Genomic DNA, 26,804 nt, shown 5'->3' on the forward strand with positions numbered 1-26,804 from the left:
AGGAAGTCGAGCACCGGCTCGGAGTCGGTGAAGTGCCCGACCTGCGGACGGTCCCGGGAGGCGAGGGCGCGGACGTACGGGGCGAGCGCCGCGGCGTTCGAGGACCGGGGTCCGGGGCGCGGGAAGAACTCAGATCCGGTCCAGGACCCGCGTCAGCAGCTCACCCATCCGCGCCGCCGAGTCGCGCCCCGCCTGGAGCACTTCCTCGTGGTTCAGCGGCTCGCCCGAGAGTCCCGCCGCCAGGTTGGTGACGAGGGAGATGCCGAGGACCTCGGCGCCGGCCTCGCGGGCCGCGATGGCCTCCAGGACGGTGGACATGCCGACGAGGTCGCCGCCCATGACGCGGACCATGTTGATCTCGGCCGGGGTCTCGTAGTGCGGGCCGGGGAACTGGACGTACACGCCCTCCTCCAGCGTCTCGTCGACCTCCTTGCACAGCGCGCGCAGGCGCGGCGAGTACAGGTCGGTGAGGTCGACGAAGTTCGCGCCGACGATCGGGGAGGCGGCCGTCAGGTTGATGTGGTCGCTGATGAGGACCGGCTGGCCGGGGCGCATGCCCTCGCGGAGGCCGCCGCAGCCGTTGGTCAGGACGACGGTCTTGCAGCCGGCGGCGACGGCGGTGCGGACGCCGTGGGCGACGGAGGCGACGCCCCGGCCCTCGTAGAAGTGGGTGCGGCCGAGGAAGACCAGCGCGCGCTTCTCACCGATCTTGTACGAGCGGACCTTGCCGCCGTGGCCCTCGACGGCCGGCGGCGGGAAGCCGGGGAGCTCGGTCACCGGGAACTCGGCCTCGGGGGTCCCGAGGGCGTCGACGGCGGGCGCCCAGCCGGAGCCCATGACCAGGGCGACGTCGTGGTTCTCGACACCGGTCAGCTCGCGAAGACGTGCGGCAGCGGCCTCGGCGGCCTCGTACGGGGTGGCAGTTGCGTTCACTGACTCTCTCGCCTCGGGGAGGGGGGTCCGAGGGGAACCCCGGACGGATTTGGTACGCGCAGCAGCGTAGCCGGAGAATTCCTACGCGCGTAGATGACGATGCTGACGGACATGCGATCGTTGTCTTGTCGTTTCCGACGAACGGCGGAAATCGGTCACCCGGACGGAGCGCCAGGTCCACCGGGGATCGGCCCGGCTCAGCAGGGGCGTTTGCGCAACTCCATCACGTAGTCGTGCGGCGCGCCCGCCGACTCGGCCGCGTCGGCGACCTCGCCCAGGTACCGCGCGGACGGCAGCCCGCCCTCGTACGCGTTGAGGACGTACACCCAGGCCGGCTCCTCGCCGTCCAGGGTGTGCACCCGCACCCGCATCCGCCGGTAGATGTCGAGGCCCACGCCCTCCCACCGGTCCATGGAGTCCTCGTCCATCGGCGCGATGTCGTACAGCGCCACGAAGACCTGGGAGCGCGGGGCCTCCACGATCGTGGCCAGCGCTCCCTCCCAGCCCATCTGCTCGCCGCCGAAGGTGAGCCGCCAGCCGTTCAGCCAGCCGGTGCCGCGCAGCGGGGAGTGCGGTGCGCGGCGGCTCATCAGCCGCGCGTCGAGGTTGCCGGCGAAAGCGGCGTAGAGCGACATGGGACCGAGAGTACGGGAGGGGGCGGGGTGTCCGACGAAACCCGAGGTGGGGGCCGCACGGACCTCGGAGCGGGGTCGGCCGGAGCCCGGCGCGGGGCTGCGGGACTCCCGAGTACGGCCCTCCGGGGCCCCGGAGCACGGCCCTCCGGGCCCCGGACGCGACCCCTCCGGGCCCCGGGCGCGACCGCCCTGGCCCCGACCCGGGCCCGGCCGGGCGTCCGCGCGTCCCTTCGGCAGGCCCCGGCGCGAGGGCGCGCCGGGAGTGCGGGAGAATGGGCTACGCACTTGAAGCGTGCGGGACAATGGCGTACGCACTGCACCCCAGCGGGGGGACTCCCCGGCAGAACGAGAGCGCGAGGCGTAGATCCCAGTGACCCGGATCGTGATCATCGGCGGCGGACCCGGCGGATACGAGGCGGCCCTGGTGGGCGCCCAACTCGGCGCGGAGGTGACCGTCGTCGACACCGACGGACTCGGCGGCGCCTCCGTCCTGACCGACTGCGTCCCCTCCAAGACCCTGATCGCCACCGCCGAGGTGATGACCACCTTCGACTCCTCCTACGAGGAGCTGGGCATCATCGTCGCGGACGACACCCCGCACATCGAGCAGGCCGCCCGGGTCGTCGGCGTGGACCTCGGCAAGGTGAACCGACGGGTGAAGCGCCTCGCGCTCGCCCAGTCCCACGACATCACCGCCTCCGTCACCCGGGCCGGCGCCCGGGTCCTGCGCGGCCGCGGCCGGCTGGACGGGCGGCAGGCGATGGACGGCTCCCGCCAGGTGGTCGTCACCGCCGCCGACGGCACCGAGGAGACGCTGACCGCCGACGCGGTGCTGATCGCGACCGGCGGCCACCCGCGCGAGGTGCCCGACGCCAAGCCGGACGGCGAGCGCATCCTGAACTGGACCCAGGTCTACGACCTGAAGGAGCTCCCCGAGGAGCTCATCGTGGTCGGCTCCGGCGTCACCGGTGCCGAGTTCGCCGGTGCCTACCAGGCGCTCGGCTCCCGGGTCACCCTCGTCTCCTCCCGCGACCGCGTCCTGCCCGGTGAGGACCCGGACGCCGCCGCCGTCCTGGAGGACGTCTTCCGGCGCCGCGGCATGAACGTCATGGCCCGCTCCCGCGCCGAGTCCGCCAAGCGGGTCGGCGACCGCGTCGAGGTCACCCTCTCCGACGGCCGGGTCATCTCCGGCACCCACTGCCTGATGGCGGTCGGCGCGATCCCGAACTCGGCCGGAATGGGTCTGGAGGAGGCGGGGGTCCGGCTGAAGGACTCCGGTCACATCTGGACCGACAAGGTCTCCCGTACGACCGCCCCCGGCGTCTACGCGGCCGGCGACGTCACGGGCGTCTTCGCGCTCGCCTCGGTCGCCGCCATGCAGGGCCGGATCGCGATGTACCACTTCCTCGGCGACGCGGTGGCCCCGCTCAACCTGAAGACGGTCTCCTCGAACGTCTTCACCGACCCCGAGATCGCCACCGTCGGCTACACCCAGGCCGACGTGGACGCGGGCAAGATCGACGCCAAGGTCGTCAAGCTGCCGCTGCTGCGCAACCCCCGCGCGAAGATGCAGGGCATCCGGGACGGCTTCGTGAAGATCTTCTGCCGTCCGGGCACCGGCATCGTGGTCGGCGGCTGTGTCGTCGCGCCGAAGGCGAGCGAACTGATCCATCCGATCTCGATCGCGGTCGACAACAATCTGACGGTCGAACAGATCGCAAATGCTTTCACCGTGTACCCCTCCCTGTCGGGCTCGATCGCGGAAGTGGCACGGCAGTTGCACACCCGAAAGGCGACCGGCGAGGCCTGAGGCCCCGCCCCGCGCGGGCCCCGGCCTGCGGGAACGGTTCGCCGACTCGGACAACCCCCGGCAATCCCGGGCATAGAACGATCAACGACGGGGCCTCCCATACCACTTGGAGGCCCCGTCCGTGCGCATCTTCTGCAATTCGGCGCATAGTGCTGAAAACTATCGGCCGGTCACGTTACTGTCAGTTTCGTGTTCGCTGCAGAACGTCGCCAGTTGATCCTCGAAATGGTGCGAGCCAATGGGGCCGTGTCGCTCCGCGAGCTCGCCCGCGTCGTCCAGACCTCTGAAGTGACCGTACGGAGAGACGTACGGGCCCTTGAGGCAGAAGGACTCCTCGACCGCCGCCACGGCGGTGCGGTGTTGCCGGGCGGATTCACGCGAGAATCCGGCTTCCCGCAGAAATCCCATCTCGCCACAGCGGAGAAGACGGCCATCGCCGACGTCGCCGCGAGCCTCGTCGAAGAGGGCGAGGCCATCGTCGTCGGCGCCGGGACGACCACGCAGGAGCTGGCCCGCCGGCTCGCCCGCGTGCCCGGTCTGACCGTGGTCACCAACTCCCTGCTCGTCGCCCAGGCCCTCGCCCACGCCAACCGGGTCGAGGTCGTCATGACCGGCGGCACCCTGCGCGGCTCCAACTACGCCCTCGTGGGCAGCGGGGCCGAGCAGTCGCTCCAGGGGCTCCGGGTCTCCCGGGCCTTCCTCTCCGGCAGCGGTCTGACCGCCGAGCGCGGCCTGTCCACGTCCAACATGCTCTCCGCGAGCGTGGACCGGGCGCTCGTGCAGGCGGCGGCCGAGGTCGTGGTCCTCGCCGACCACACCAAGCTCGGCTCCGACACCATGTTCCAGACGGTGCCGACGGACGTCATCACCCGCCTGGTGACCGACGAGCCCCCCGCCCACGACGAGCGGGCCGCCACCGAGCTCCAGGCCCTCGCCGACCAGGGCGTGCAGATCGCCGTCGCCGGTACGGGCGCGGCGGCCGGTCCCGCCGGTGGTGAGCAGCTCCCCCCGGGCGCCCGGCCCCGCCGTGACATGCCGCTCCCTGTCCAGCGCGGACGGATGGCGGCCGGTCAGTTCCGGGGACCGGGCGGCGCGATGGCCGCGGAGACGCTGGAGCGCACGGCCCGGGTCGCGGACATGCGCCGCCGCTGAAGCCGCCCGAGGGACCCTCCCCCAGGGGTCCCACGCCGTTCGGTCCCTCCGGTCAATCCTTGAGCCCCCGAAGCGTCAGCGCGAGCAGGCGGTCCGCCAGAAGCGCGTCCTCCGGGCACTGTTCCGCCGCCAGCGCGATCGCGTTGGTCAGCTGCATCAGGTCGCCGATCGACACGTCGGCGCGCACCTGGCCCGCCTCCTGGGCCCGTTCCAGCAGCCGCTCGCCCGCCGCGCGCAGCGGGTCGCTGCACCGCGCCAGGGCCGAACTCCGGTCGTGCGAGGCGGACATCAGCGCGTGCGCCAGCCCCCGGTACTCGCCCGCGTGGGCGATCAGCGCCCGCAGCCACTCCACGAGCGCCCGGCACGGCGCGTCGGCCTCCGCGAACTCCCGGGAGCGGTCCAGCAGTTCGGCCAGCGCCTCCTGGAAGACCGCGTTCAGCAGGTCGGCACGGGTGGGGAAGTGACGGTAGAGGGTGCCGATCCCCACGCCCGCGCGGCGCGCGACCTCCTCCAGGGGTGCGTCCGCGCCCTGTTCCGCGAAGGCGGCGCGGGCTTCGATGAGCAGTCGCTCGTGGTTGCGGCGTGCGTCGGCGCGCATGTGCGAAGAAGGTCCCCTCGACGAAGGGCCCGCAGGCGGCTGCCTGCGGGCCCTTCGTACCGTACTGGTCGCGACGGATCAGTCCTTGATGTCGCAGATGGTGGCGCCGGAGGTGATGGAGGCGCCGACCTCGGCGGTCAGGCCCTTGACGGTGCCGGAACGGTGGGCGTTGAGGGGCTGCTCCATCTTCATGGCCTCCAGGACGACGATCAGATCGCCCTCCTTGACCTCCTGGCCCTCCTCGACCGCGACCTTCACGATCGTGCCCTGCATCGGGGACGCGAGGGTGTCGCCCGAGGCGGTCGGGCCGGACTTCTTCGCCGCGCGCCGCTTCGGCTTCGCACCGGCCGCCAGGCCCGTGCGCGCCAGCGTCATGCCGAGCGAGGACGGCAGGGAGACCTCCAGGCGCTTGCCGCCGACCTCGACGACGATCGTCTCGCGGCCCGTCTCGTCCTCGTCCGCCTCGGCGCCGGCCGGGGCGAACGGCTTGATCTCGTTGACGAACTCCGTCTCGATCCAGCGGGTGTGGATGCGGAACGGGTCGGCGGTGAAGGCCGGGTCGACCACGACGGCCTGGTGGAACGGGATCGCCGTCGCCATGCCCTCGACCTTGAACTCCGCCAGGGCGCGGGCGGCGCGCTGGAGGGCCTGCTCGCGGGTGGCGCCGGTGACGATCAGCTTGGCCAGGAGCGAGTCCCAGGCCGGGCCGATCACGGAGCCGGACTCGACGCCCGCGTCGAGGCGGACGCCCGGGCCGGTCGGCGGCTGGAAGAGGGTGACCGTGCCGGGGGCGGGCAGGAAGTTGCGGCCCGGGTCCTCGCCGTTGATGCGGAACTCGAAGGAGTGACCGCGGATCTCCGGGTCGCCGTAGCCGAGCTCCTCGCCGTCGGCGATGCGGAACATCTCCCGCACCAGGTCGAGGCCCGTGACCTCCTCGGTCACCGGGTGTTCGACCTGCAGACGCGTGTTGACCTCCAGGAAGGAGATCGTGCCGTCGAGGCCGACGAGGAACTCGACCGTGCCGGCGCCGACGTAGCCGGCCTCCTTCAGGATCGCCTTCGACGCCGCGTACAGCTGCTCGTTCTGCTCCTGGGTCAGGAACGGCGCGGGGGCCTCCTCGACCAGCTTCTGGTGACGGCGCTGCAGCGAGCAGTCGCGCGTCGAGACGACGACCACGTTGCCGTGGGAGTCGGCCAGGCACTGGGTCTCGACGTGGCGGGGCTTGTCGAGGTAGCGCTCGACGAAGCACTCGCCCCGGCCGAAGGCCGCCACGGCCTCGCGGACGGCGGAGTCGTACAGCTCCGGCACCTCTTCGAGCGTGCGGGCGACCTTCAGGCCGCGGCCGCCGCCGCCGAAGGCGGCCTTGATCGCGATCGGCAGGCCGTGCTCCTCGGCGAACGCCACGACCTCCTCGGCACCCGAGACCGGGTCCGGGGTGCCGGCGACCAGCGGGGCGCCGGCGCGCTGCGCGATGTGACGGGCGGCGACCTTGTCGCCCAGGTCCCGGATCGCCTGCGGCGGCGGGCCGATCCAGGTCAGACCGGCGTCCAGGACCGCCTGCGCGAACTCCGCGTTCTCGGAGAGGAACCCGTAACCCGGGTGGACCGCGTCCGCGCCCGAGTCCTTCGCGGCCTGCAGGACCTTCGCCATGTCCAGATAACTGGTCGCCGGAGTGTCACCGCCCAGAGCGAACGCCTCGTCCGCCGCCCGGACGTGCAGAGCGTCCCGGTCCGGCTCGGCGTACACGGCCACGCTGCCGATACCCGCGTCCCGGCACGCCCGGGCCACACGGACAGCGATTTCGCCACGGTTGGCGATGAGCACCTTGCGCACGATGGCTCCCTCCTTGAAAACAAGCTGAGTTTAGGGACTGCCGACACGGCCTTTCGACCCGTCCCCAGTGGTGAGCTTGCCCACACGGAGCGTGACCCCGGGCCCGCTCGGGTCGTGAATTCCCTTGTCGCACCACGGTACGCAGGGTTCCTTTACGGCACAGTAGCTCCGCGGTGTGGCGCAGGTCTCTGTTCGTGCGGCCAGGGGCCATTCGGGTTTCTTTGTGGAGTCCCTACGAATGGCGCAGCGATTCTTTGCCGAGCCGTCCGCCGGCTCCCCGCCGTCGCCCGCCGTGTGGGAACCCTTGTCCGACTGTTTACCGGCCAGTAGCCTTCGCGCTGTCGATCGTACTGTCGGTAACAGGCGAATCCAGGGGGTGGCCGAGGTGGCCCGCAGACCGATAGCGCTCGTGACGGCCGCGGTGCTCTTCCTCGAAGCGCCCGGAATCGTCGCGATCAACGCCGTCATGGCGCGCTTCACGAAGGCCCAGTCGATGTCCCTCGACGGCATGGACCCCGACGCGATGGTCGCCGGCACCTGGGGGCTCGGCATCGCCTCCGGCGCCGCCCTCCTCCTCTGCGCCCTCGTCGCCCTCCTCGCGGGCGTCCGCGACCGCCGGCCGGGCCGCTTCGGCCGGGCGCTCCTCATCGGCTGCGCGATCGTCCACGGCGTCCTCGGCGCGGTCGCCGTCGCCCTCCTCGGCTGGGGCCCCTTCGCCTTCCTCGTGGCCGTGCTCGGGCTGGTCGTCCTCACCCTGGTGGCGTACGGCGAGGGGCACGGGAAGGGCGCCGACGCCCCCGAGGGGGCACCGGCGTCCGCGTAGCGCCCTTGCGGGCCGTCAGGCCCAGAGGTCGGTGATCTCGACGTCCAGCTTGCGCAGGAGCCGGCGCAGGAGCGGCAGGGACAGGCCGATCACATTGCCCGGGTCGCCGTCGATGCCGTCGATGAACGGCGCCGAACGGCCGTCCAGGGTGAACGCGCCCGCCACGTGGAGCGGTTCGCCGCTCGCCACGTACGCGGCGATCTCCTCGTCCGTCGGCTCGCCGAAGCGGACCACGGTGGAGGCCGTCGCCGACTCGAAGCGCTTGGCGGCCGTGTCGTAGACGCAGTGGCCGGTCTGGAGGATGCCCACCCGGCCGCGCATCGCCTTCCAGCGGGCGGTGGCCTCCTCGGCGTCGGCCGGCTTGCCGAGGGCCTGCTTGTCGAGCTCCAGGACCGAGTCGCAGCCGATGACGAGCGCGCCGAACGCCTCGGGCCGGGCGGCGACATGAGCGGCCTTCGCCTCCGCGAGGGCGAGCGCGAGCTCGGCCGGCGTCGGGGCGTGGACCTTGTCCTCGTCGACGCCGCTCACGATCACCTCGGGAGCGAGTCCGGCCTGCCGGAGCAGCCCGAGCCGGGCGGGGGAGGCGGAGGCGAGCACGACACGGCGCGGATCAGCAGTCATGGGGGCAGCGTAGCCAGTGGCGGGGTGCGCACGCGCGCGTGGCTCGGTCCGTGCGTCCGGGGCTTGGTGCACGCACGCGTGGCCGGGCCGTACGCGCGCGGTCAGCGGGCGCTGGCCACGAACATCGCCACCACCATCGCCAGCGCCAGCAGCACGCCCGTGCGGCGGAGCATCGCCTGCATGTCGCGCAGGAACTTCGGCGGCTGGTTCTTCGGGTCGGACCACAGCATGCCTTCGATCCTGCGGGCGGGACGCGCGGGGCGCCTGAGTACGGATACTCAGGCGCCCCGGTGCGGAAGGACTCATTCGTGTCCGTCCGCCTCATGTCCGTACGAACACCCCGTCCCGCGCGGCCGCGAGCGCCGCCGCCACCGCCCGTTCCGCGACGGCCGCGTCGAGCTCCTCGCGGGTGACCGTGAACCGGTAGTAGAGCGGCGCGGAGACGGCGCGGAGCAGTTCCACGGGGTCCGTCCCCGCCGGGATCTCGCCGCGCGCCGTGCCCTTGGCGACGACGGGGGCCCATTCGGCGAGCCGGGTCCGGTAGAAGCCGGCGAGGGCGCGGGCGCACTCCTCGTCGCAGGCCGCGGCGGCGATGACCGCGCGGAAGACGGCGCCCATCCGGGGGTCGGCGAGGGTGGCCCGGACGAGTTCGGCGTTGGCCCGCAGGTCGCCCGCGAGGCTGCCGGTGTCGGAGGCGGGGAGCGACTGCTCGGCCATGTCGTGCAGGAGGTCGGCGACCAGGCCGACGGGGGAGCCCCAGCGGCGGTAGACGGTGGTCTTGCCGACGCCGGCGCCCGCGGCGATCCGGTCCATGTTCAGGGCGTGGAAGCCGGTGTCGGCGAGGGCCTCCAGGGTGGCGTCGAGGACCGCCCTGCGGACCTTCGCGGTGCGGCCGCCGGGGCGCGTGGTGCCGGGCGTGGCCGGCCGGCTCTCAGTCAAACGGGTCTCCTGTTCCATTAAGGCCATCGACTCTGCTACGGTACGGGACATCTTAACGGAACCCAGCTCCCATTAAGGGGTCGTACGCATGGCAGCCCTCGATCTCCCCACGTCCACACCCGCCTCCGTCTCCACGGACCCCGCCGAAGCCCGGATGACCGGGCGGATGCGGCTCGTCCTCGTCGTCCTCCTCCTCGCCCAGTTCATGCTGGCCGTCGACTTCTCGATCCTGAACGTCGCCCTGCCCGTCATCGGCGAGGGACTCGGCTTCACCCTCGGCGGCCTCCAGTGGATCGCCACCGCGTTCGCCCTCGCCGCCGCCGGATTCACCCTCCTCTTCGGGCGCGTCGCCGACCTGGTCGGACGCCGCCGCCTCTTCCTCGGCGGCATGGCCGTCCTCGGCGTCTCGTCCCTCGTGGGAGGCCTCGCCACCGGCCCCGAGATGCTGATGGCCGCCCGCGTCGCCCAGGGCCTCGCGACCGCCGCCGTCACCCCCGCCGGGCTCTCCCTGCTCACCGCCTCCTTCCCCGAGGGCCCGCTGCGGGCCAAGGCGCTGGGGCTGAACGGCGCCCTCATGTCCGCGGGCTTCACCACCGGGGCGATCCTCGGCGGCGTCCTCACCGACCTGCTCTCCTGGCGCTGGGCCTTCCTCGTCAACGTCCCGGTGGCCCTCGCCGTGCTCCTCGTCGCCCCCGCCGTCCTGAAGGAGAGCCGCCCCGCCGTCCGGCCCCGCCTCGACGTGCCCGGCGCCGTCACCGTCACCGGCGGACTCCTCGCCCTCGTCTACGGCCTGACCGTCACCGGCGAGCACGGCTGGACCGACCCCACGGCGCTCGTCTCCCTCGCGATCGGCGCCGCGCTCCTCGCCGCCTTCGTCCTCGTCGAGCGGCGGGCCGCCTCGCCCCTCGTCCCGATCCGCGTCCTGAAGCGCCGCACGGTCGTCTGGGGCAACCTCGCCGGGCTCGTCGCCTTCGTCACCGAGACCTCCCTGGTCTTCCTGATGACCCTGTACCTCCAGGACGTCCTGGGCTTCTCCCCGCTCGCCGCCGGACTCTCCTTCGGCGTCCTCGGCGCCGGCACGGTCCTCGGCGGAGTGGCCGCCTCCCGCTTCATCGGCCGCTTCGGCGCCCGTGCCGCCCTCGTCTCCGGCGGACTCCTCCAGGCCGCCGCCACGCTCGCCCTGTACGGACTCGGCGACGACCGCGGCAGCCTCGCGCTGCTGCTCGCCGCCACCTTCGTCGGCGGCGTCGGCAACATGCTCGCGATCGTCGGCTTCATGGTCACCGCCACCTCCGGCCTCCCCGACGGCGAGCAGGGCATGGCGACCGGACTCGCGACCATGACCCAGCAGATCGGCATCACCATGGGCACGCCGGTCATGAGCGCCGTCGTCGTCACCGCGCCCGTGCTCCTCGACGGCATCGGCCGCGCGGTCCTCGTCAACGCCGCGATCGTCGCCGCCGGAGCCGTGCTCTCCGGCCTCTTCCTGCGCCGTGCATGACCGGCGCCGGGGCATGCGAAAGGCCGGACCTCCCGCACAAGGGGTCCGGCCTTTCGCCTGCCGCGACGGCTACACGGGCCAGTACGACCGCGCCCAGGCCCGCGGGCCCGGCTGCTGCCGTACCGCCCGCGCGATACGGGAGGGGTCCGACCACCCCTCCGGTACCGCCGGGCCGCCCGCCTCGGCGGACGCCGCCGCCGTGGCCGCGGCCCGGGCTTGAACCACCGCCAGTGCGGCGGCCAACTCCTCCGGAGTCGGGTTGCCTCGTACGACCTTGATCATGTCGGCTCCTTGAGGGTCCGGACGGGCTAGAGCGGGATGTTGCCGTGCTTCTTCGGAGGCAGGGATTCCCGCTTCGTACGGAGCTGACGCAGGCCCTTCACGATCTGCGGGCGCGTGTCCGACGGCAGGATCACGCCGTCGATGTAGCCGCGCTCGGCCGCCGTGTACGGGTTGAGCAGGGCGTCCTCGTACTCCTGGATGAGCCGGGCGCGCACCGCCTCCACGTCCTCGCCGTTCGCCTCCGCCTCCGCGATCGTGCGGCGGTGCAGGATGTTCACCGCGCCCTGCGCGCCCATGACCGCGATCTGCGCCGTCGGCCACGCCAGGTTCAGGTCGGCGCCCAGGTGCTTGGAGCCCATGACGTCGTACGCGCCGCCGAAGGCCTTCCGCGTGATGACCGTGATCAGCGGGACCGTCGCCTCCGCGTACGCGTAGATCAGCTTCGCGCCGCGCCGGATGATGCCGCCGTACTCCTGGTCCACGCCCGGCAGGAAGCCGGGCACGTCCACGAACGTCAGCACCGGGATGTTGAAGGCGTCGCACGTCCGGACGAACCGCGCCGCCTTCTCCGAGGCGTCGATGTCCAGGCAGCCGGCGAACTGCATCGGCTGGTTCGCGACCACGCCCACCGGGAAGCCCTCGACCCGGCCGAAGCCGGTCACGATGTTCGGCGCGAACAGCGCCTGCGTCTCCAGGAACTCGCCGTCGTCGAGGACGTGCTCGATGACCTTGTGCATGTCGTACGGCTGGTTCGCCGAGTCCGGGATCAGCGTGTCGAGCTCGCGGTCCTCGTCCGTCACCCCGGTCTCCGCGACCTCCGGGAAGGCCGGCGGCTCCGAGAGATTGTTCGAAGGGAGGTACGAGAGCAGGGACTTGACGTACTCGATCGCGTCCTTCTCGTCACCCGCCAGGTGGTGCGCCACGCCCGACGTCGAGTTGTGCGTCCGGGCGCCGCCCAGCTCCTCGAAGCCCACGTCCTCGCCGGTCACCGTCTTGATGACGTCCGGTCCCGTGATGAACATGTGCGAGGTCTGGTCCACCATCACCGTGAAGTCGGTGATCGCGGGGGAGTACACCGCGCCGCCCGCGGCGGGACCGACGATCAGGGAGATCTGCGGGATCACCCCGGAGGCGTGCGTGTTGCGGCGGAAGATCTCGCCGTACATGCCGAGCGCGCTCACACCCTCCTGGATGCGGGCGCCGCCGGAGTCGTTGATGCCGATGACCGGGCAGCCCGTCTTCAGCGCGAAGTCCATCACCTTGATGATCTTCTGGCCGTACGTCTCGCCCAGCGCGCCGCCGAAGACCGTGAAGTCCTGCGAGAACACGGCGACCGGACGGCCGTCCACCGTGCCGTAGCCGGTGACGACACCGTCTCCGTACGGCCGGTTCTTCTCCAGGCCGAAGTTGGTCGAGCGGTGCCGGGCCAGCTCGTCCAGCTCCACGAACGAATCCTCGTCCAGGAGGAGGGCGATCCGTTCGCGCGCGGTCAGCTTGCCCTTGGCGTGCTGCTTCTCCACCGCGCGCTCCGAGCCGGCGTGCGTGGCCTCGTCGATACGGCGCTTGAGGTCCGCGATCTTGCCCGCGGTCGTGTGAATGTCGATCTCGTACTGCTCTGCCGGCTCGGACATCGGGATGCGGCTCCCTGCCTGGTCACGGGGGGTTCGTTGACTACTAATGGGCTACTGCTGGCCTACTGACCCGTAGCGTATCGACGGCGATACGGTTCGGCACTGCGGTCTTTGCCACACCTAGTCTGGCTTGCATGACGACCTCCCAAGGCTCCGGCGGACCCTGGTCCGACCTCGACCGGCCCCCGCTGAACGCCCCCGCGCTGCGCCGCGCGCTCGTCCTCCCCGACGGCCTGTGGACCTCCCTCGACGTGGTCACCAGCACCGGCTCCACCAACAGCGACCTCGCCGCCCGGGCCGACGAACTGCCCGAAGGCGCCGTGCTCGTGGCCGAGGAGCAGACCTCGGGCCGCGGCCGGCTGGACCGCACCTGGACCGCGCCCGCCCGCTCCGGGCTCTTCCTCTCCGTCCTCCTCAAGCCCGCCGTGCCCGTCCACCGCTGGGGCTGGCTCCCGCTGCTCACCGGCGTGGCCGCCGCCACCGGCCTCGCGAAGGCCGCCGGCGTCGACACCTCCCTCAAGTGGCCCAACGACCTCCTGGTTTCCGTCGCGGGCGAGGAACGCAAGGCCGGCGGCATCCTCGCCGAGCGGGCCGGCGCCGACGCCATCGTCGTCGGCCTCGGCATCAACGTCACCCTCCGCGAGGACGAGCTGCCCGTCCCGGCGGCCGGCTCCCTCCTCCTCGCCGACGCGGTCTCCACCGACCGCGACACCCTCCTGCGGGCCGTTCTGCGCTCCCTGGAGCAGTACTACGGCGACTGGGTGCGGGCCGACGGCGACCCCGCCGCCTCCGGCCTCCAGGCGGCCTACGCCGCCGGCTGCGCCACCCTCGGCCGCCGCGTCCGCGCCGAGCTGCCCGGCGAGCGGATGCTGGAGGGAGAGGCCGTCGCCCTGGACGGCGACGGCCGCCTGGTCGTCGCCACGGAAGGCGGCGGCACGGAAGCGGTGGGAGCGGGCGACATCGTCCACCTGCGGACGTAGACGTAGACGTGGACGTAGGTGTGGGCAATCGTTCCGCCAGGGGCGAGGGGGGTCCCCCCTGCTCGAGCGAAGCCGAGAGCTTGGGGGAGGGTGGGCACACCGGGACCCGCCGCGCGCCGCGCCCTCCCGGCCGTTCACCAGGAGGGCCCGCGCACCGACGGGGCCCGCACCGACCCGGCCCCGAGACCCACGCGGCAGCCGTTCACGCGTGACCCAGCGCACAGCTGCCGTATCGTGGACCGCGATCGACGGCGACAGATCGGCAGGACAAGTGGGCAGGGAACGGGCAGGAGGCGGCCGGTGACCGCTGACGACGCGAACGACGGCGGCGGCGCCCAGCCGGAACCGCCGACGTACCCCACCCCCCACCACGAGGTCGACCACACGGTCGAGCCGACCCACGACCCCCTCGCCATCCGCCTCGAACAGCTCATCCTCGGCGCGGACCGCCGCTACACCCCCTTCCAGGCCGCCCGCACCGCCGGCGTCTCCATGGAGCTCGCCTCCCGCTTCTGGCGGGCCATGGGCTTCGCCGACATCGGCCAGGCCAAGGCGCTCACCGAGGCCGACGTCCTCGCCCTGCGGCGGCTCGCCGGCCTCGTCGAGGCCGGGCTGCTCAGCGAGCCGATGGCCGTGCAGGTGGCCCGCTCCACCGGACAGACCACCGCCCGGCTCGCCGAGTGGCAGATCGACTCCTTCCTGGAGGGCCTCACCGAGCCGCCCGAGCCCGGCATGACCCGCACCGAGGTCACGTACCCGCTGGTCGAGCTGCTCCTGCCCGAGCTGGAGGAGTTCCTCATCTACGTGTGGCGCCGGCAGCTCGCCGCCGCCACCGGCCGGGTCGTCCAGGCCGCCGACGACGAGGAGATGGTCGACCGCCGGCTCGCCGTCGGCTTCGCGGACCTCGTCGGCTTCACCCGGCTCACCCGCCGCCTGGAGGAGGAGGAGCTCGGCGAGCTCGTCGAGGCCTTCGAGACCACCTGCGCCGACCTCGTCGCCGCGCACGGCGGCCGGCTCATCAAGACCCTCGGCGACGAGGTGCTGTACTGCGCCGACGATCCCGGCACGGCCGCCGAGATCGCGCTCCGGCTCATCGAGACCCTCGGTCACGACGAGACGATGCCCGCGCTGCGCGTCGGCATAGCCTTCGGCACGGTGACGACCCGGATGGGCGACGTCTTCGGCACCACCGTGAACCTGGCCAGCCGCCTCACCTCGATAGCCCCGAAGGACGCCGTCCTCGTCGACGGCGCCCTCGCGGAGGAGCTGACCAGGACCGGCGAGGCGCCCGCCTCGGAGACGGAGGCGGCCGAGGAGGCGGCCCGCGCGGAGAAGGAGGGCCGCCGGGCCGCCACCTACCGCTTCGCGCTCCAGCCCATGTGGCAGCGCCCGGTCCGGGGCCTCGGCGTCGTCGAACCCTGGCTCCTGAGCCGCCGTCCGACTTAGGATCTCCCGGTGAACGCCTGTTAACACCCGTTAACAGGCCTGAACCGGGAGGGTGTGCGGTCATGTCCGAGCAGCGCTTTGGTGAGTTCGTGGTGGTCCGGAAGGACGGTCACGTCGCGGAGCTGGTCCTCGACCGGCCCAAGGCCATGAACGCCGTCTCCTCCGAGATGGCCCGCTCCATCGGCGCCGCCTGCGACGCCCTCGCCGCCGACCCCGAGGTCCGCGTCACCGTCCTGACCTCCTCGAACGACCGCGCCTTCTGTGTCGGCGCCGACCTCAAGGAGCGCAACTCCTTCACCGACGCCGAGCTCGTCCGCCAGCGCCCCACCGCCCGCGCCGCCTACACCGGCGTCCTGGAGCTGCCGATGCCGACCGTCGCGGCCGTGCACGGCTACGCCCTCGGCGGCGGCTTCGAGCTGGCGCTCTCCTGCGACGTCATCGTGGCCGACGCGACCGCCGTCGTCGGCCTCCCCGAGGTCTCCGTGGGCGTGATCCCCGGCGGCGGCGGTACGCAGCTGCTCCCGCGCCGGGTGGGCGCGGCGCGCGCCGCCGAGCTGGTCTTCACGGCCCGCCGGGTGGAGGCGGCCGAGGCCCGCGAGCTCGGCCTCGTCGACCTCCTGGAGGAGGACGCGCGGACGGCGGCCCTGGAGCTCGCCGGGCGGATCGCGGCGAACTCGCCGGTCGGCCTGCGCGCGGCGAAGAAGGCGATGCGCCTCGGTCAGGGCCTGGACCTGCGGGCGGGCCTGGAGGTCGAGGACGCGGCCTGGCGTTCGGTGGCCTTCTCGGGCGACCGGGCGGAGGGCGTGGCGGCCTTCAACGAGAAGCGGAAGCCGAACTGGCCGGGGGAGTAGGAAACCGGGCGGAGACTTTTACCGTTTTGCACCAAATGTGACTTACGGTGACGTCTCGGTGGGGAAAACGGATCAAACCTCCCTAAGCTGGAGGAATGGGTGAGGACGGACGGCTGCGGGCCGTAGTGGCGCTGGCGCAGGCGATGGCGGCGGCGCACACCCCGCGCGAGTTCTGGCGGGCGGCGGCGCTCGGGGCCCGCGCGGGGCTCGACGGGAGCTTCGCCGCCCTGTCCGTCTGGGAGCGGGACCACGGCCGCCTCAAGGTCCTGGTGAACGCCGGGGACCGGGCCGCGGGCGAGGAGGAGTTCCCCGACTCGGAGACGTACCCGGTGCACCAGTTCCCCGAGATCACCGAGTTCCTGCACGAGCAGTGGGCGGGCGGCGGCGAGCCCGACGCCTGGGTGGAGACCGCCGCCGGCCCCGTGCAGACCGGCCGGGTGAGGGGCCTGAGGCGGCGGGGGCGCGGCTGCTGCGTGGTCGCCCCGATCGTGCTGCACGGGCGCGCGTGGGGGGAGTTGTACGTGGCCCGCCCACCGGAGGAGAAACCTTTCAGCCGGGCGGACGCCGACTTCGCGACCGTCCTCGCGGCGGTGGTCGCCGCCGGCATCGCCCAGGCCGAACGCCTGGAGGAGGTCCGCAAGCTGGCCTTCACCGATCCCCTGACGGGGCTGGCCAACCGGCGGGCCGTCGACACCCGTCTGGACGAGGCCATCGAGCGCTACCGGGCGGACGGCTCCGTCGTGAGCCTCATGGTCTGCGACCTGAACGGCCTCAAGCGCGTCAACGACACCCACGGCCACGCCGTCGGCGACCGCCTCCTCGAACGCTTCGGCTCGGTCCTCTCCCGCTGCGGCGCCATGCTTCCCGGCGCCCTCGCGGCCCGCCTGGGCGGTGACGAGTTCTGCCTCCTCACCGTCGGCCCGACGGCGGACGAGGTCGTCGCGGTCGCCGAGGAGCTGTGCGTACGGGCGGCGGAGCTGGAACTCGGCGAGGGCGTGGCCTGCGGGGTCGCGTCCACCGGCGACCCCATCGGCCCGCTCAGATCGGCCCGCCGCCTCTTCCGGCTCGCCGACGCCGCCCAGTACCAGGCCAAGGCCGACCGCTCGACGAAGCCCGTCGTCGCGGGCCGCGACGGCACGGTGATCCGGCTCGCGGACGCTCCCCCCGGGGCCCGTGACCGCCGCCGCTTCCGCGACGCCCCGGCGGTCGGCCCGCGCCGGGAGGAGCCCGACGCGCCGGGCGAGGGGCACCCGTAGGGGTGCCGTCCGGGCGGCGGTTCCGGCGCCGCCCGGACGGTCGCCGGGAGCCCGGCGGCGAGGTTCGATCCGGTAAGGGGCCGTCCCGTGTGGGGACGGTGACAAAATCGGCTAGTGACATGTTGGTCTTCAGTCCGTAGGGTGCTGAATATGGATATGCAGACAGTCGTCCTCGGCACGTCCGGCACGACCCCGCAGGACGTCATCGACGTCGCCCGCCACGGCGCCCGCGTCGAGCTGTCGACCGAGGCCGTGGCCGCCCTGGCCGCCGCCCGGGACATCGTCGACGCGCTCGCCGCCAAGCCCGAGCCCGTCTACGGGGTCTCCACCGGTTTCGGCGCACTCGCCACCCGGCACATCAGCCACGAGCTCCGCGCCCAGCTCCAGCGCAACATCGTCCGCTCGCACGCCGCCGGCATGGGCCCGCGCGTCGAGCGCGAGGTCGTCCGCGCCCTGATGTTCCTCCGCCTCAAGACCGTGGCCTCCGGATACACCGGCGTCCGCCCCGAGGTCGCCCAGACCATGGCCGACGTCCTCAACGCCGGCATCACCCCCGTCGTCCACGAGTACGGCTCCCTCGGCTGCTCCGGCGACCTCGCCCCGCTCTCCCACTGCGCCCTCGCGCTCATGGGCGAGGGCGACGCCGAGGGCCCCGACGGCGTGGTGAAGCCCGCCGGCGAGCTCCTCGCCGCCGCCGGCATCACCCCCGTCGAGCTCAAGGAGAAGGAGGGCCTCGCCCTCCTCAACGGCACCGACGGCATGCTCGGCATGCTGATCATGGCCCTCGCCGACCTCGACACGCTCTACAAGTCGGCCGACATCACCGCCGCCCTCTCCCTCGAAGCCCTCCTCGGCACCGAGAAGGTCCTCGAACCCGAGCTGCACGCCGTCCGCCCGCACCCGGGCCAGGCCGCCTCCGCCGCCAACATGCTGGCCGTGCTCAAGGGCTCCGGCCTCACCGGCCACGCCCAGGCGGGCGAGGCCCCCCGCGTCCAGGACGCCTACTCGGTGCGCTGCGCCCCGCAGGTCGCCGGCGCCGGCCGCGACACCATGGCCCACGCCCGGCTCGTCGCCGAGCGCGAGCTCGCCGCCGCCGTCGACAACCCGATCGTGCTGCCCGGCGGCGAGGTCCGCTCCAACGGCAACTTCCACGGCGCCCCCGTCGCGTACGTCCTCGACTTCCTCGCGATCGCCGCCGCCGACCTCGGCTCCATCGCCGAGCGCCGCACCGACCGGCTCCTCGACAAGAACCGCTCGCACGGCCTCCCGCCGTTCCTCGCGGACGACGCCGGCGTCGACTCGGGCCTGATGATCGCCCAGTACACCCAGGCCGCCCTGGTCAGCGAGATGAAGCGGCTCGCCGTCCCGGCCTCCGCCGACTCCATCCCGTCCTCCGCGATGCAGGAGGACCACGTCTCCATGGGCTGGTCCGCCGCCCGCAAGCTGCGCACCGCGATCGGCAACCTCAACCGGATCATCGCGGTCGAGCTGTACGCCGCCACCCGCGGCATCGAGCTCCGCGAGGGCCTCACCCCGGCGCCCGCCTCGCAGGCCGCCATCGAGGCCCTGCGCGCGGCCGGCGTCGAGGGCCCCGGCCCGGACCGGTTCCTCGCCCCCGACCTGGCGGGCGCGGACGCCTTCGTACGCGAAGGGAAGCTGGTCGCGGCCGTGGAGCCGGTCACTGGCCCGCTGGCGTAACGACGAGCCGTACGAAAGGGCCGCCCCCGGTCCCCGGGGGCGGCCCTTCACGCGTACGCGCGCGTGCGGACGTCTCAGAAGGCGCGCCCCCGGCGCCGCATCGCGAGCGTCACGAAACCCGCCCCGACCCCCAGGAAACCCGTTCCGCCGAGCAGATACGCCGTGGTGTTCCGCCCTCCGGTCTCGGCCAGGCGTCCGTCGTCCGTGAGGGACGTGAGGGAACTGTCCCGGGTCACCCCGATCCGCGCCCCGCCCTCCCGGTCGGTGGCGTTCGCGGTCGGCACGAACCACAGGGCGCACAGCAGCGCCCCCGCGGCGACGGCGGTCAGCAGCAGGCGGCGGGCGGCGGACACGGAAATTTCGATCCCCCTTGCGGAAACCGCGAATTGGCAGGTGCGCCGATGCTACGGAACACAGCGGGTCGTGGGAAAGCCGAGGGCCTCCGGACCCCTACGCTCCGATCCATGAGCGCAACTGAGTCCACACGCTATGTCCGCCTTCGCGTCGATGTCGTCCTGGAGATCGACGGTCCCGCCGAGCTGACCGAGGCCGCCGAGGCCCGGATCGACGACGACGAGTTCATGCCCGAGGAGGAGCGGGCGCACGCGCGCGAGGCCGCGCGCGAGGACAGCGCCGAGGCGCTGGCCTACCTCGTCGAGCCCTTCGACCTGATCCGCGACGTCCCCGGGATCGAGATGGTCCAGGCCTCCTGGAGCAGCGAGGAGATCGAATACGACCCCGATGCGCTGGAGTGGGACCTCGGCGAGGAAGATGGGGCCGGGGAAGACGACGACCGCTGAGGCGGGAATCCGCACGAGGCGCGGGCCCCGGGACACCGTCCCGGGGCCTTTCCGCGGGGCCGGGAACCGGCGACCGGGCTCCGGGCGTGTGGAGCAGTGGTGTTCCCCGTGGATCAGTGGCATTGCCCACAAACCCTCCGGTCACGGAACCGTACGGGGTGTCATGGGCGTTCATAGAAGAAGTTGGCAGGGAACCGGCGACGATGGAGAAGCGTGTGATGACGGTCGGCAAGCGCCGCAGGAGCCTGGCGGCGGCCGCCGCGGTGCTCAGCGGCGTACTCGTGCTCTCGGCGTGCAACGACGGGGACAAGGACGGCAGCGCCTCCGGTTCCGCGTCGCCGCAGTCACAGGCCCAGGTCGACGAGGCGGCCGCGCAGAAGACCTCCAAGGCGCAGATCACGATCTCGCCGAAGAACGGCGCCCAGAACGCCTCCATCAACAAGGACGCCAAGGTCACCGTGACCGAGGGCAAGCTCACCGAGGTCACCATGACCTCCGCCGAGGGCGCCCGGGTCAAGGGTGAGATAGCGGCCGACGGGCTCAGCTGGAAGCCGAGCGAGCAGCTCGAGCGGGCCACGGTCTACAAGATCGCCGCCACCGCCACCGACGCGGAGGGCCTGGAGGCCCACGAGAACTCCTCGTTCACCACCGTCTCGAAGGCCAACAGCTTCATCGGCAACTTCACGCCCGAGGACGGCTCGACCGTCGGCGTCGGCATGCCGGTCTCGATCAACTTCAACAAGGCGATCACCGACAAGAAGGCCGTCCAGAGCGGCATCACGGTCTCCTCCACCTCCGGCCAGGAGGTCGTCGGGCACTGGTTCAACTCGACGCGCATCGACTTCCGCCCCGACGCGTACTGGACCGAGGGCTCGACCGTCACGCTGAAGCTGAACCTCGACGGCGTCGAGGGCGCGGACGGCGTCTTCGGCGTCCAGCAGAAGACCGTCACCTTCAAGATCGGCCGCAACCAGGTCTCCACCGTCGACGCCGCCGCCAAGACCATGACGGTCCAGCGGAACGGCAAGACGATCAAGACCATCCCGATCTCCGCCGGCTCCCCGGAGAACACCACCTACAACGGTCAGATGGTGATCTCCGAGAAGTTCAAGGAGACCCGGATGAACGGCGCCACCGTCGGCTTCACCGACGACGACGGCAAGGGCGAGTACGACATCAAGGACGTGCCGCACGCCATGCGCCTGTCCAACTCCGGCACCTTCGTCCACGGCAACTACTGGGGCGCGCGGTCGATCTTCGGCAACGTGAACACCAGCCACGGCTGCGTCGGCCTCGCCGACGTCAAGGGCGCCGGCGACCCGAACCAGACGGCCGCCTGGTTCTTCGACCACTCGCTCATCGGCGACGTCGTCATCGTCAAGAACTCCAACGACAAGACGATCAAGCCCGACAACGGCCTCAACGGCTGGAACATGAGTTGGTCGGAGTGGAAGGCCGGCTCGGCGGTCTGATCCGTCCACGCGCCACGAGAAGGCCCCCTCCCGCACCGGGAGGGGGCCTTCCCGTCATCCCGGCACGCCCGCGGGGGTCATCCCCGTACGTCCGCGGCCTCGTCCACGCCCCACTGCGCGAGCAGCCGCAGCGCGTCCGCCGAAGGCGTCCCCGGCTCGGCGTGGTACGTGATGACCATCAAGTCCGGATCGTCGCCGGCGACCTTCAGGGACTCGTACGACAGCGTCATCTCGCCCACCAGCGGGTGCCGTATCCGCTTCGTCCCGTGCCCCTTGTCGGTCACCGTGTGCGCCGCCCACAGCGAGCGGAACTCCTCGCTCCGCACCGACAGCTCGCCGACGAGCGAGAGCAGCTCCTTGTCGTCCGGGTAGCAGCCCGCGTACAGCCGCAGCGCGCTCACGACCTCGACCGCCTTGCACTCCCAGTCGACGTAGAGATCGCGCGCGTTCGGATCGAGGAAGATCATCCGGGCCATGTTCCGCTCGGCCGGCTCCCAGGCCGCGAAGTCGCCCATCAGCGCCCGCGCCATCCGGTTCCAGGCCAGGATGTCGCCCCGGCGGCCCAGCACGAAGGCAGGCAGCCCGTCCATCGCGTCCAGGAGGTGCTGGAGCCCCGGCCGGATCCGCTGCGGACGCGCGATCGCCGCCCGCTGCCGCTTCTTCACCGTCGGCTTCGCCAGATGCGTCAGATGCGCCCGCTCGGTGTCGCTCAGCCGCAGCGCCCGCGCGATGGAGTCGAGCACCTCCATGGACACGTTCCGCCCGTTGCCCTGCTCAAGGCGCGTGTAGTACGCCACGGACACCCCGGCCAGCTGCGCCAGCTCCTCGCGGCGAAGACCCGGCACCCGCCGGTGCCGCCCGAACTCGGGCAGGCCCACGTCCTGCGGCTTCAGCCGGGCCCTGCGGGAGCGCAGGAATTCACTGAGTTCGGAACTGAGGTCCATACGGCCGTCCATACCGCCCCATTATCGCCGCCGGGCCGTCCGGACCGACGTACGTTCCTGACCCTGCCAGTGGTAGGCACGCCGGACGTAGGCAGAACAGGTGGCTGGGTGACACCGCCGCCCTCCGGCAGCCTTGACGCATGACCACGAACGCGACCACCGTCCCCGCGTACGCCGCACCCGCCGCCAACGCCCCGCTGGAGCGCACCACCGTGCCGCGCCGGCCCGTCGGCGAGCACGACGTCCTCATCGAGATCAAGTACGCCGGAATCTGCCACTCCGACATCCACCAGGCCACCAACGGCTGGGGCGAGGGCATCTTCCCGATGGTCCCCGGTCACGAGATCGCCGGAATCGTCGCCGAGGTCGGCCCCGGCGTGACGAAGTTCCGGGTCGGCGACCGGGTCGGCGTCGGCTGCTTCGTCGACTCCTGCCGCGCGTGCGAGTACTGCCTGCGCGGCCTGGAGCAGTACTGCGTCACCGGCGGCACCGGCACGTACAACTCCCTGGACAAGAACGGCGAGCCGACCTACGGCGGCTACTCCACCCACATCGTCGTCGACGAGAACTACACCCTGCGCATCCCCGAGGGCATCGGCCTCGACGAGGCCGCCCCGCTGCTCTGCGCCGGCATCACCCTCTACTCGCCGCTGGCCCACTGGCAGGCCGGCCCCGGCAAGAAGGTCGCGATCGTCGGCCTCGGCGGCCTCGGCCACATGGGCGTCAAGATCGCCCACGCGCTCGGTGCCGAGGTGACCGTCCTCAGCCAGTCCCTGAAGAAGCGGGAGGACGCCCTCAAGCTGGGCGCCGACCACTACCACGCCACCAGCGACCCGGAGACCTTCGCGGCCCTGCGCGGCACCTTCGACCTGGTGATCTCCACGGTCTCGGCGCCGCTCGACTTCGACGCCTACCTGAGCCTGGTCAGGACGGACGGCGCCCTGGTGAACGTCGGCGCCCCCGAGGAGCCCGTCAAGATCGGCCTCTTCTCCCTCATCGGCGGCCGCAAGACCCTCGCCGGCTCGATGATCGGCGGCATCGCCGAAACCCAGGAGATGCTCGACTTCTGCGCCGAGCACGGCCTGGGCGCCGAGATCGAACTGATCCGCGCCGACCAGATCAACGAGGCGTACGAGCGCGTCCTGAAGAGCGACGTCCGCTACCGCTTCGTGATCGACACGGCCACGATCTGATCCACCACGGCGGCCGGGGCACGGCGCCCGGGGTGATCGACCCCGGGCGCCGTGCCCCGGCACGCCTGCGTCAGGAAGGAGCCCCCGGGGGCCACGAGGCGACGAGGACGGCGGCGTCCCCGCCCGAAGACCTCTACTCCGCCTTCGCGACCCCGATCGGGCAGGACAGGCCCGTGCCGCCGATGCCGCAGTAGCCCGCCGGGTTCTTGTCCAGGTACTGCTGGTGGTAGGCCTCCGCCGGGTAGAAGGGGCGGGTCTCGTCGGCCGGGAGGACGTGCGTGGTGATCTCGCCGTAGCCGGAGCCCGTCAGGACCTTCTGGTAGGCCTCGCGGGAGGCTTCGGCCCGCTTCGCCTGCTCGGGGGAGTGGGTGTAGACCGCCGAGCGGTACTGGGTGCCGACGTCGTTGCCCTGGCGGAAGCCCTGGGTGGGGTCGTGGGACTCCCAGAAGAGCTTCAGGAGCGTCTCGTACGACACCTTCGACGGGTCGAAGACGACGCGGACGACCTCGGTGTGCCCGGTCAGGCCCGAGCAGACCTCCTCGTACACCGGGTTCGGCGTGTAGCCGCCCTGGTAGCCGACGAGGGTCGTCCAGACGCCCTCGGTCTGCCAGAACGTGCGCTCCGCCCCCCAGAAACAGCCCAGCGCGAAGTCGGCGACCTCCAGGCCCTCCGGGTAGGGGCCGAGGAGCGGGTTGCCGAGGACGGTGTGGCGCTCGGGCACGGAGAACTCCGGCTCGGGCTGGCCGCGCAGGGCCTGCTCGGGAGTGGGGAGGACGGGGGTCCGGGACAGGAACATGCTGCATCTCCTCGACGGTCGGCAGCAGTGTCAACGGCCCGGGACCGGGAGGGATTCCCCGTCAGCCCGTCAGCCCTCAGCCCGGCACCCCGTCAGCGCGGCAGCGTCGCCGGGCTGCCGCCGTTCGCCTCGTAGCCCGCGACCGCCAGGTTCCGGAAGACCGTGAACTCCGCCGCCGGGTCGCCGCTCAGCGTCCACGGGACCGCGCCCACGTGCCCGTCGACCCGCACCAGCTGGTGCATGGCCTCCGCCCAGCGCTCCGAGCGGACGAGGAACCAGACGAGCAGATGGCGGACGTGCGCCAGCATCGGGTCGTCGGGGCGGGCCGAGTGGACCGCGTACAGCGCGCCGTCCATCGCCTTGGACACCACCGCCGTACGCCAGAAGTCCTGCACGAGCACCACGTCCGGCACGTGCTCGAACACCGCGAACAGCGGCAGCGCGGCGAGCAGCGACCCCTGGGGGGCGCGCGCCGCGGCCGTCGTCGCGAAGTGGTCGGCCTCCTCGCGCGAACCGTGCCACTTCTCGCACCAGTAGTGCAGGGCCGCCAGATGCGCCCCCATGTGCTGCGGCGCGCGGTCGATCACCTTCGCCCACACCTGGTCGAACTGCTCGTGCCCGTAACCGAGTCCGCGCGCCACCGCGAGCCGCGTGATGTACGGCACCGGGTCGTCGGGGGCGAGCAGCGCCGCCTCCTCGGTGACCTTCAGCCCCTCCTCCAGGATGATCCGGAAGTCGTCCGTCCCGGCCGACGAGGAGCGCCACGCCTGCTGCACCAGGAACTCGGCGTGCACGGCCGCGCCGCCCGCGTCCTGCGGCTCCTCCGCCCGCCAGGTCCGCAGCCAGGCGCCGCCGACGCCGGGCCGCTCCTGCAGCTCCAGGGAGGCCGCGCCCGCGAAGGCCTGCACGCGCTGCCAGCGCACCTCGCCCTCCGCGCCCGTGGCGGCGAGCAGCCGCGAGGCCGGCCGCCAGTCCTGGGTGGCCTGGACGACGTCGAGGACGTGCAGGAGTTCGTCGTCGGCGCCGGGCAGCCGCACGTCCTGCTCCTCCTGCCGCACGAAGCCGTACGCCTCCGGGTCCGCCGCGTCCGGCGTCCCCGGCGCGACCTGCCGGATCCCTCCGCCGCCCCGGCGGCGCAGCACGAAGGGACCGAGGACGCCGAACAGCAGCCCGAGCGCGATCAGGAACCAGAGAATGTCCATGTGTCCATTGTCCAGGACACCCGGTGAGACGATCGAAGCGGCAGGAGGCGTACGGGGCTACGCTCCTGACCCATGAGCGACCAGCACTCTCATCAGAGCTTCGAGACCCGCGCGATCCACGCGGGCAACACCGCCGACCCGCTGACCGGCGCGGTCGTCCCGCCCATCTACCAGGTGTCCACCTACAAGCAGGACGGCGTGGGCGGGCTGCGCGGCGGTTACGAGTACAGCCGCAGCGCCAACCCCACCCGTACCGCCCTGGAGGAGAACCTCGCGGCCCTGGAAGGCGGCCGCCGCGGCCTCGCCTTCGCCTCGGGCCTCGCCGCCGAGGACTGCCTGCTGCGCGCGCTCCTCGCGCCCGGCGACCACGTCGTCATCCCGAACGACGCCTACGGCGGCACCTTCCGGCTCTTCGCCAAGGTCGTCGAGCGCTGGGGCGTGGACTTCTCCGTCGCGAACACCTCCGACGTCGAGTCGGTGCGCGGCGCGGTCAACGACCGTACGAAGCTGATCTGGGTCGAGACCCCCTCGAACCCGCTCCTCGGCATCACCGACATCGAGGCCGTCGCCGGCGTCGCCCGCCAGGCCGGCGTGAAGCTCGTCGTCGACAACACCTTCGCCTCGCCGTACCTCCAGCAGCCGCTGGCGCTCGGCGCGGACGTCGTCGTGCACTCGCTCACCAAGTACATGGGCGGCCACTCCGACGTCGTCGGCGGCGCCCTGGTGACCGCGGACGAGGCGCTCGGCGAGGAGCTCGCCTACCACCAGAACGCGATGGGCGCGGTCGCCGGTCCCTTCGACTCGTGGATCGTGCTGCGCGGCATCAAGACCCTCGCCGTGCGCATGGACCGCCACAGCGAGAACGCGACGAAGATCGCCGAGATGCTGACCCAGCACCCGAAGGTCACCCAGGTCCTCTACCCGGGCCTCCCGGAGCACCCGGGGCACGAGATCGCGGCCAAGCAGATGCGGTCCTTCGGCGGCATGATCTCCTTCCGCGTGCAGGGCGGCGAGGACGCGGCCGTCGAGGTCTGCAACCGCGCGCAGCTCTTCACCCTCGGCGAGTCGCTGGGCGGCGTCGAGTCCCTCATCGAGCACCCGGGCCGCATGACCCACGCCTCCGTCGCGGGCTCCCTCCTGGAGGTCCCGGCCGACCTGGTCCGCATCTCGGTGGGCATCGAGAACGTCGACGACCTGCTCGCCGACCTGCGCCAGGCGCTGGGCTAGCAATACCCGTGGTGACGGCCGGGGCGTCCGGCCGTCACCAGCCTTCCAGCGGTGGTGTCGTCTCCGCCGGCGGCACCTCCCACGGGCCGCGCGCTGCTCGCCGTGAACGCGTCGGACGGCTCCTGCCTCGGTGTGCTGTGCCGGGACGAGCGGAGCCAGGCCCTGTGCTGGCTGCCGGCCA

Annotated in this window: 26 protein-coding genes; 13 read left to right on the top strand and 13 right to left on the bottom strand. The window is 72.3% G+C overall.

Going from position 1 to position 26,804, the window contains the following annotated elements; all coding sequences use genetic code 11:
- Window positions 1–129 precede the first annotated feature (129 nt).
- Window positions 130–933 (bottom strand): purine-nucleoside phosphorylase, encoded by an 804-nt coding sequence (locus tag ABZ318_RS29115; RefSeq protein WP_356905434.1) that lies wholly within the window; start codon window positions 931–933, stop codon window positions 130–132.
- A gap of 197 nt (window positions 934–1,130) precedes the next feature.
- Entirely contained in the window at window positions 1,131–1,568 is a 438-nt protein-coding gene (locus tag ABZ318_RS29120; RefSeq protein ID WP_017239758.1) for a gamma-glutamylcyclotransferase, read from the bottom strand.
- Between the two features lie 370 nt (window positions 1,569–1,938).
- On the opposite strand from ABZ318_RS29120, the gene ABZ318_RS29125 reads away from it, so the two are divergent.
- Complete coding sequence (locus tag ABZ318_RS29125; protein WP_123455044.1) at window positions 1,939–3,378, top strand: NAD(P)H-quinone dehydrogenase; 1,440 nt, start codon at window positions 1,939–1,941, stop codon at window positions 3,376–3,378.
- A gap of 189 nt (window positions 3,379–3,567) precedes the next feature.
- Entirely contained in the window at window positions 3,568–4,530 is a 963-nt protein-coding gene (locus tag ABZ318_RS29130) for a DeoR/GlpR family DNA-binding transcription regulator (RefSeq protein WP_356905435.1), read from the top strand.
- A 52-nt stretch (window positions 4,531–4,582) separates the two neighbouring features.
- On the opposite strand, the gene ABZ318_RS29135 is transcribed toward ABZ318_RS29130, so the two are convergent.
- A complete protein-coding gene (locus ABZ318_RS29135; RefSeq protein WP_356905436.1) occupies window positions 4,583–5,128 on the bottom strand; it encodes a helix-turn-helix domain-containing protein in 546 nt (181 codons plus the stop codon).
- A 78-nt stretch (window positions 5,129–5,206) separates the two neighbouring features.
- Window positions 5,207–6,961: a biotin carboxylase N-terminal domain-containing protein gene (locus ABZ318_RS29140; protein ID WP_356905437.1), complete on the bottom strand. Its 1,755-nt coding sequence runs from the start codon at window positions 6,959–6,961 to the stop codon at window positions 5,207–5,209.
- 385 nt (window positions 6,962–7,346) lie between these two features.
- Between ABZ318_RS29140 and ABZ318_RS29145 the strand changes: the two genes are divergently transcribed.
- Window positions 7,347–7,784 carry a hypothetical protein gene (locus tag ABZ318_RS29145; RefSeq protein ID WP_356905438.1) on the top strand — a complete coding sequence of 146 codons (438 nt, stop codon included), beginning with the start codon at window positions 7,347–7,349 and terminating at the stop codon, window positions 7,782–7,784.
- A gap of 15 nt (window positions 7,785–7,799) precedes the next feature.
- Here ABZ318_RS29145 and ABZ318_RS29150 read toward each other — a convergent pair whose 3' ends face one another.
- From ABZ318_RS29150 to ABZ318_RS29160, 3 genes are all read right to left on the bottom strand, one after another.
- Window positions 7,800–8,405, bottom strand: a complete 606-nt coding sequence (locus tag ABZ318_RS29150) for a nucleoside triphosphate pyrophosphatase (RefSeq protein WP_190155095.1) — start codon at window positions 8,403–8,405, stop codon at window positions 7,800–7,802.
- A gap of 101 nt (window positions 8,406–8,506) precedes the next feature.
- A complete protein-coding gene (locus ABZ318_RS29155) occupies window positions 8,507–8,635 on the bottom strand; it encodes a hypothetical protein (RefSeq protein WP_093874383.1) in 129 nt (42 codons plus the stop codon).
- A gap of 91 nt (window positions 8,636–8,726) precedes the next feature.
- Window positions 8,727–9,362, bottom strand: a complete 636-nt coding sequence (locus ABZ318_RS29160) for a TetR/AcrR family transcriptional regulator (protein WP_356905439.1) — start codon at window positions 9,360–9,362, stop codon at window positions 8,727–8,729.
- A gap of 70 nt (window positions 9,363–9,432) precedes the next feature.
- Here ABZ318_RS29160 and ABZ318_RS29165 point away from each other — a divergent pair, with 70 nt between their 5' ends.
- Entirely contained in the window at window positions 9,433–10,845 is a 1,413-nt protein-coding gene (locus ABZ318_RS29165) for an MFS transporter (RefSeq protein WP_356905440.1), read from the top strand.
- 69 nt (window positions 10,846–10,914) lie between these two features.
- Here the strand turns inward: ABZ318_RS29165 and ABZ318_RS29170 are convergent, their stop codons facing one another.
- Window positions 10,915–11,127 carry an acyl-CoA carboxylase epsilon subunit gene (locus ABZ318_RS29170; protein WP_356905441.1) on the bottom strand — a complete coding sequence of 71 codons (213 nt, stop codon included), beginning with the start codon at window positions 11,125–11,127 and terminating at the stop codon, window positions 10,915–10,917.
- 26 nt (window positions 11,128–11,153) lie between these two features.
- On the bottom strand, window positions 11,154–12,758 hold the full coding sequence (locus tag ABZ318_RS29175) for an acyl-CoA carboxylase subunit beta (protein ID WP_356905442.1): 1,605 nt from the start codon (window positions 12,756–12,758) through the stop codon (window positions 11,154–11,156).
- A 134-nt stretch (window positions 12,759–12,892) separates the two neighbouring features.
- Between ABZ318_RS29175 and ABZ318_RS29180 the strand changes: the two genes are divergently transcribed.
- The 5 genes from ABZ318_RS29180 (at window position 12,893) to hutH (ending at window position 18,989) form a co-directional block, all read left to right on the top strand.
- Entirely contained in the window at window positions 12,893–13,738 is an 846-nt protein-coding gene (locus ABZ318_RS29180; RefSeq protein ID WP_356905443.1) for a biotin--[acetyl-CoA-carboxylase] ligase, read from the top strand.
- Between the two features lie 300 nt (window positions 13,739–14,038).
- Window positions 14,039–15,184: an adenylate/guanylate cyclase domain-containing protein gene (locus tag ABZ318_RS29185; RefSeq protein WP_356905444.1), complete on the top strand. Its 1,146-nt coding sequence runs from the start codon at window positions 14,039–14,041 to the stop codon at window positions 15,182–15,184.
- Window positions 15,185–15,246: 62 nt separating this feature from the next.
- Window positions 15,247–16,035, top strand: coding sequence for an enoyl-CoA hydratase-related protein (locus ABZ318_RS29190; protein WP_093874377.1), 789 nt, complete (start codon window positions 15,247–15,249; stop codon window positions 16,033–16,035).
- Window positions 16,036–16,130: 95 nt separating this feature from the next.
- Entirely contained in the window at window positions 16,131–17,291 is a 1,161-nt protein-coding gene (locus tag ABZ318_RS29195; RefSeq protein WP_356905445.1) for a GGDEF domain-containing protein, read from the top strand.
- 156 nt (window positions 17,292–17,447) lie between these two features.
- Window positions 17,448–18,989 carry a histidine ammonia-lyase gene (hutH, locus tag ABZ318_RS29200; RefSeq protein WP_356905454.1) on the top strand — a complete coding sequence of 514 codons (1,542 nt, stop codon included), beginning with the start codon at window positions 17,448–17,450 and terminating at the stop codon, window positions 18,987–18,989.
- 74 nt (window positions 18,990–19,063) lie between these two features.
- Here the strand turns inward: hutH and ABZ318_RS29205 are convergent, their stop codons facing one another.
- Window positions 19,064–19,342 (bottom strand): LPXTG cell wall anchor domain-containing protein, encoded by a 279-nt coding sequence (locus ABZ318_RS29205; protein WP_356905446.1) that lies wholly within the window; start codon window positions 19,340–19,342, stop codon window positions 19,064–19,066.
- A gap of 111 nt (window positions 19,343–19,453) precedes the next feature.
- Here ABZ318_RS29205 and ABZ318_RS29210 point away from each other — a divergent pair, with 111 nt between their 5' ends.
- Window positions 19,454–19,789, top strand: coding sequence for a hypothetical protein (locus tag ABZ318_RS29210; RefSeq protein ID WP_356905447.1), 336 nt, complete (start codon window positions 19,454–19,456; stop codon window positions 19,787–19,789).
- 203 nt (window positions 19,790–19,992) lie between these two features.
- Complete coding sequence (locus tag ABZ318_RS29215; RefSeq protein ID WP_356905448.1) at window positions 19,993–21,261, top strand: Ig-like domain-containing protein; 1,269 nt, start codon at window positions 19,993–19,995, stop codon at window positions 21,259–21,261.
- Between the two features lie 77 nt (window positions 21,262–21,338).
- On the opposite strand, the gene ABZ318_RS29220 is transcribed toward ABZ318_RS29215, so the two are convergent.
- Window positions 21,339–22,205, bottom strand: coding sequence for a helix-turn-helix transcriptional regulator (locus ABZ318_RS29220; RefSeq protein ID WP_356905449.1), 867 nt, complete (start codon window positions 22,203–22,205; stop codon window positions 21,339–21,341).
- A gap of 140 nt (window positions 22,206–22,345) precedes the next feature.
- On the opposite strand from ABZ318_RS29220, the gene ABZ318_RS29225 reads away from it, so the two are divergent.
- Window positions 22,346–23,398 (top strand): NAD(P)-dependent alcohol dehydrogenase, encoded by a 1,053-nt coding sequence (locus tag ABZ318_RS29225; RefSeq protein ID WP_356905450.1) that lies wholly within the window; start codon window positions 22,346–22,348, stop codon window positions 23,396–23,398.
- 133 nt (window positions 23,399–23,531) lie between these two features.
- On the opposite strand, the gene msrA is transcribed toward ABZ318_RS29225, so the two are convergent.
- Window positions 23,532–24,194, bottom strand: coding sequence for a peptide-methionine (S)-S-oxide reductase MsrA (gene msrA / locus ABZ318_RS29230; protein ID WP_356905451.1), 663 nt, complete (start codon window positions 24,192–24,194; stop codon window positions 23,532–23,534).
- A gap of 92 nt (window positions 24,195–24,286) precedes the next feature.
- Window positions 24,287–25,396, bottom strand: coding sequence for a hypothetical protein (locus ABZ318_RS29235; RefSeq protein ID WP_356905452.1), 1,110 nt, complete (start codon window positions 25,394–25,396; stop codon window positions 24,287–24,289).
- Window positions 25,397–25,468: 72 nt separating this feature from the next.
- Between ABZ318_RS29235 and ABZ318_RS29240 the strand changes: the two genes are divergently transcribed.
- Entirely contained in the window at window positions 25,469–26,623 is a 1,155-nt protein-coding gene (locus ABZ318_RS29240) for a cystathionine gamma-synthase (protein WP_356905453.1), read from the top strand.
- Window positions 26,624–26,804: the final 181 nt, after the last annotated feature.

It is taken from the genome of Streptomyces sp. NPDC006197 (assembly GCF_040613865.1).
Classification (GTDB): Bacteria; Actinomycetota; Actinomycetes; order Streptomycetales; family Streptomycetaceae; genus Streptomyces.

Bases quoted from the DNA above. Each gene is read 5' to 3' on its own strand.
- ABZ318_RS29120 (WP_017239758.1), bottom strand. From the start codon at position 1,568: ATGTCGCTCTACGCCGCTTTCGCCGGCAACCTCGACGCGCGGCTGATG.
- ABZ318_RS29135 (WP_356905436.1), bottom strand. From the start codon at position 5,128: ATGCGCGCCGACGCACGCCGCAACCACGAGCGACTGCTCATCGAAGCC.
- ABZ318_RS29150 (WP_190155095.1), bottom strand. From the start codon at position 8,405: ATGACTGCTGATCCGCGCCGTGTCGTGCTCGCCTCCGCCTCCCCCGCC.
- ABZ318_RS29155 (WP_093874383.1), bottom strand. From the start codon at position 8,635: ATGCTGTGGTCCGACCCGAAGAACCAGCCGCCGAAGTTCCTGCGCGAC.
- ABZ318_RS29160 (WP_356905439.1), bottom strand. From the start codon at position 9,362: ATGGAACAGGAGACCCGTTTGACTGAGAGCCGGCCGGCCACGCCCGGC.
- ABZ318_RS29165 (WP_356905440.1), top strand. From the start codon at position 9,433: ATGGCAGCCCTCGATCTCCCCACGTCCACACCCGCCTCCGTCTCCACG.
- ABZ318_RS29170 (WP_356905441.1), bottom strand. From the start codon at position 11,127: ATGATCAAGGTCGTACGAGGCAACCCGACTCCGGAGGAGTTGGCCGCC.
- ABZ318_RS29175 (WP_356905442.1), bottom strand. From the start codon at position 12,758: ATGTCCGAGCCGGCAGAGCAGTACGAGATCGACATTCACACGACCGCG.
- ABZ318_RS29180 (WP_356905443.1), top strand. From the start codon at position 12,893: ATGACGACCTCCCAAGGCTCCGGCGGACCCTGGTCCGACCTCGACCGG.
- ABZ318_RS29190 (WP_093874377.1), top strand. From the start codon at position 15,247: ATGTCCGAGCAGCGCTTTGGTGAGTTCGTGGTGGTCCGGAAGGACGGT.
- ABZ318_RS29195 (WP_356905445.1), top strand. From the start codon at position 16,131: ATGGGTGAGGACGGACGGCTGCGGGCCGTAGTGGCGCTGGCGCAGGCG.
- hutH (WP_356905454.1), top strand. From the start codon at position 17,448: ATGCAGACAGTCGTCCTCGGCACGTCCGGCACGACCCCGCAGGACGTC.
- ABZ318_RS29210 (WP_356905447.1), top strand. From the start codon at position 19,454: ATGAGCGCAACTGAGTCCACACGCTATGTCCGCCTTCGCGTCGATGTC.
- ABZ318_RS29215 (WP_356905448.1), top strand. From the start codon at position 19,993: ATGGAGAAGCGTGTGATGACGGTCGGCAAGCGCCGCAGGAGCCTGGCG.
- ABZ318_RS29220 (WP_356905449.1), bottom strand. From the start codon at position 22,205: ATGGACCTCAGTTCCGAACTCAGTGAATTCCTGCGCTCCCGCAGGGCC.
- ABZ318_RS29225 (WP_356905450.1), top strand. From the start codon at position 22,346: ATGACCACGAACGCGACCACCGTCCCCGCGTACGCCGCACCCGCCGCC.
- msrA (WP_356905451.1), bottom strand. From the start codon at position 24,194: ATGTTCCTGTCCCGGACCCCCGTCCTCCCCACTCCCGAGCAGGCCCTG.
- ABZ318_RS29235 (WP_356905452.1), bottom strand. From the start codon at position 25,396: ATGGACATTCTCTGGTTCCTGATCGCGCTCGGGCTGCTGTTCGGCGTC.
- ABZ318_RS29240 (WP_356905453.1), top strand. From the start codon at position 25,469: ATGAGCGACCAGCACTCTCATCAGAGCTTCGAGACCCGCGCGATCCAC.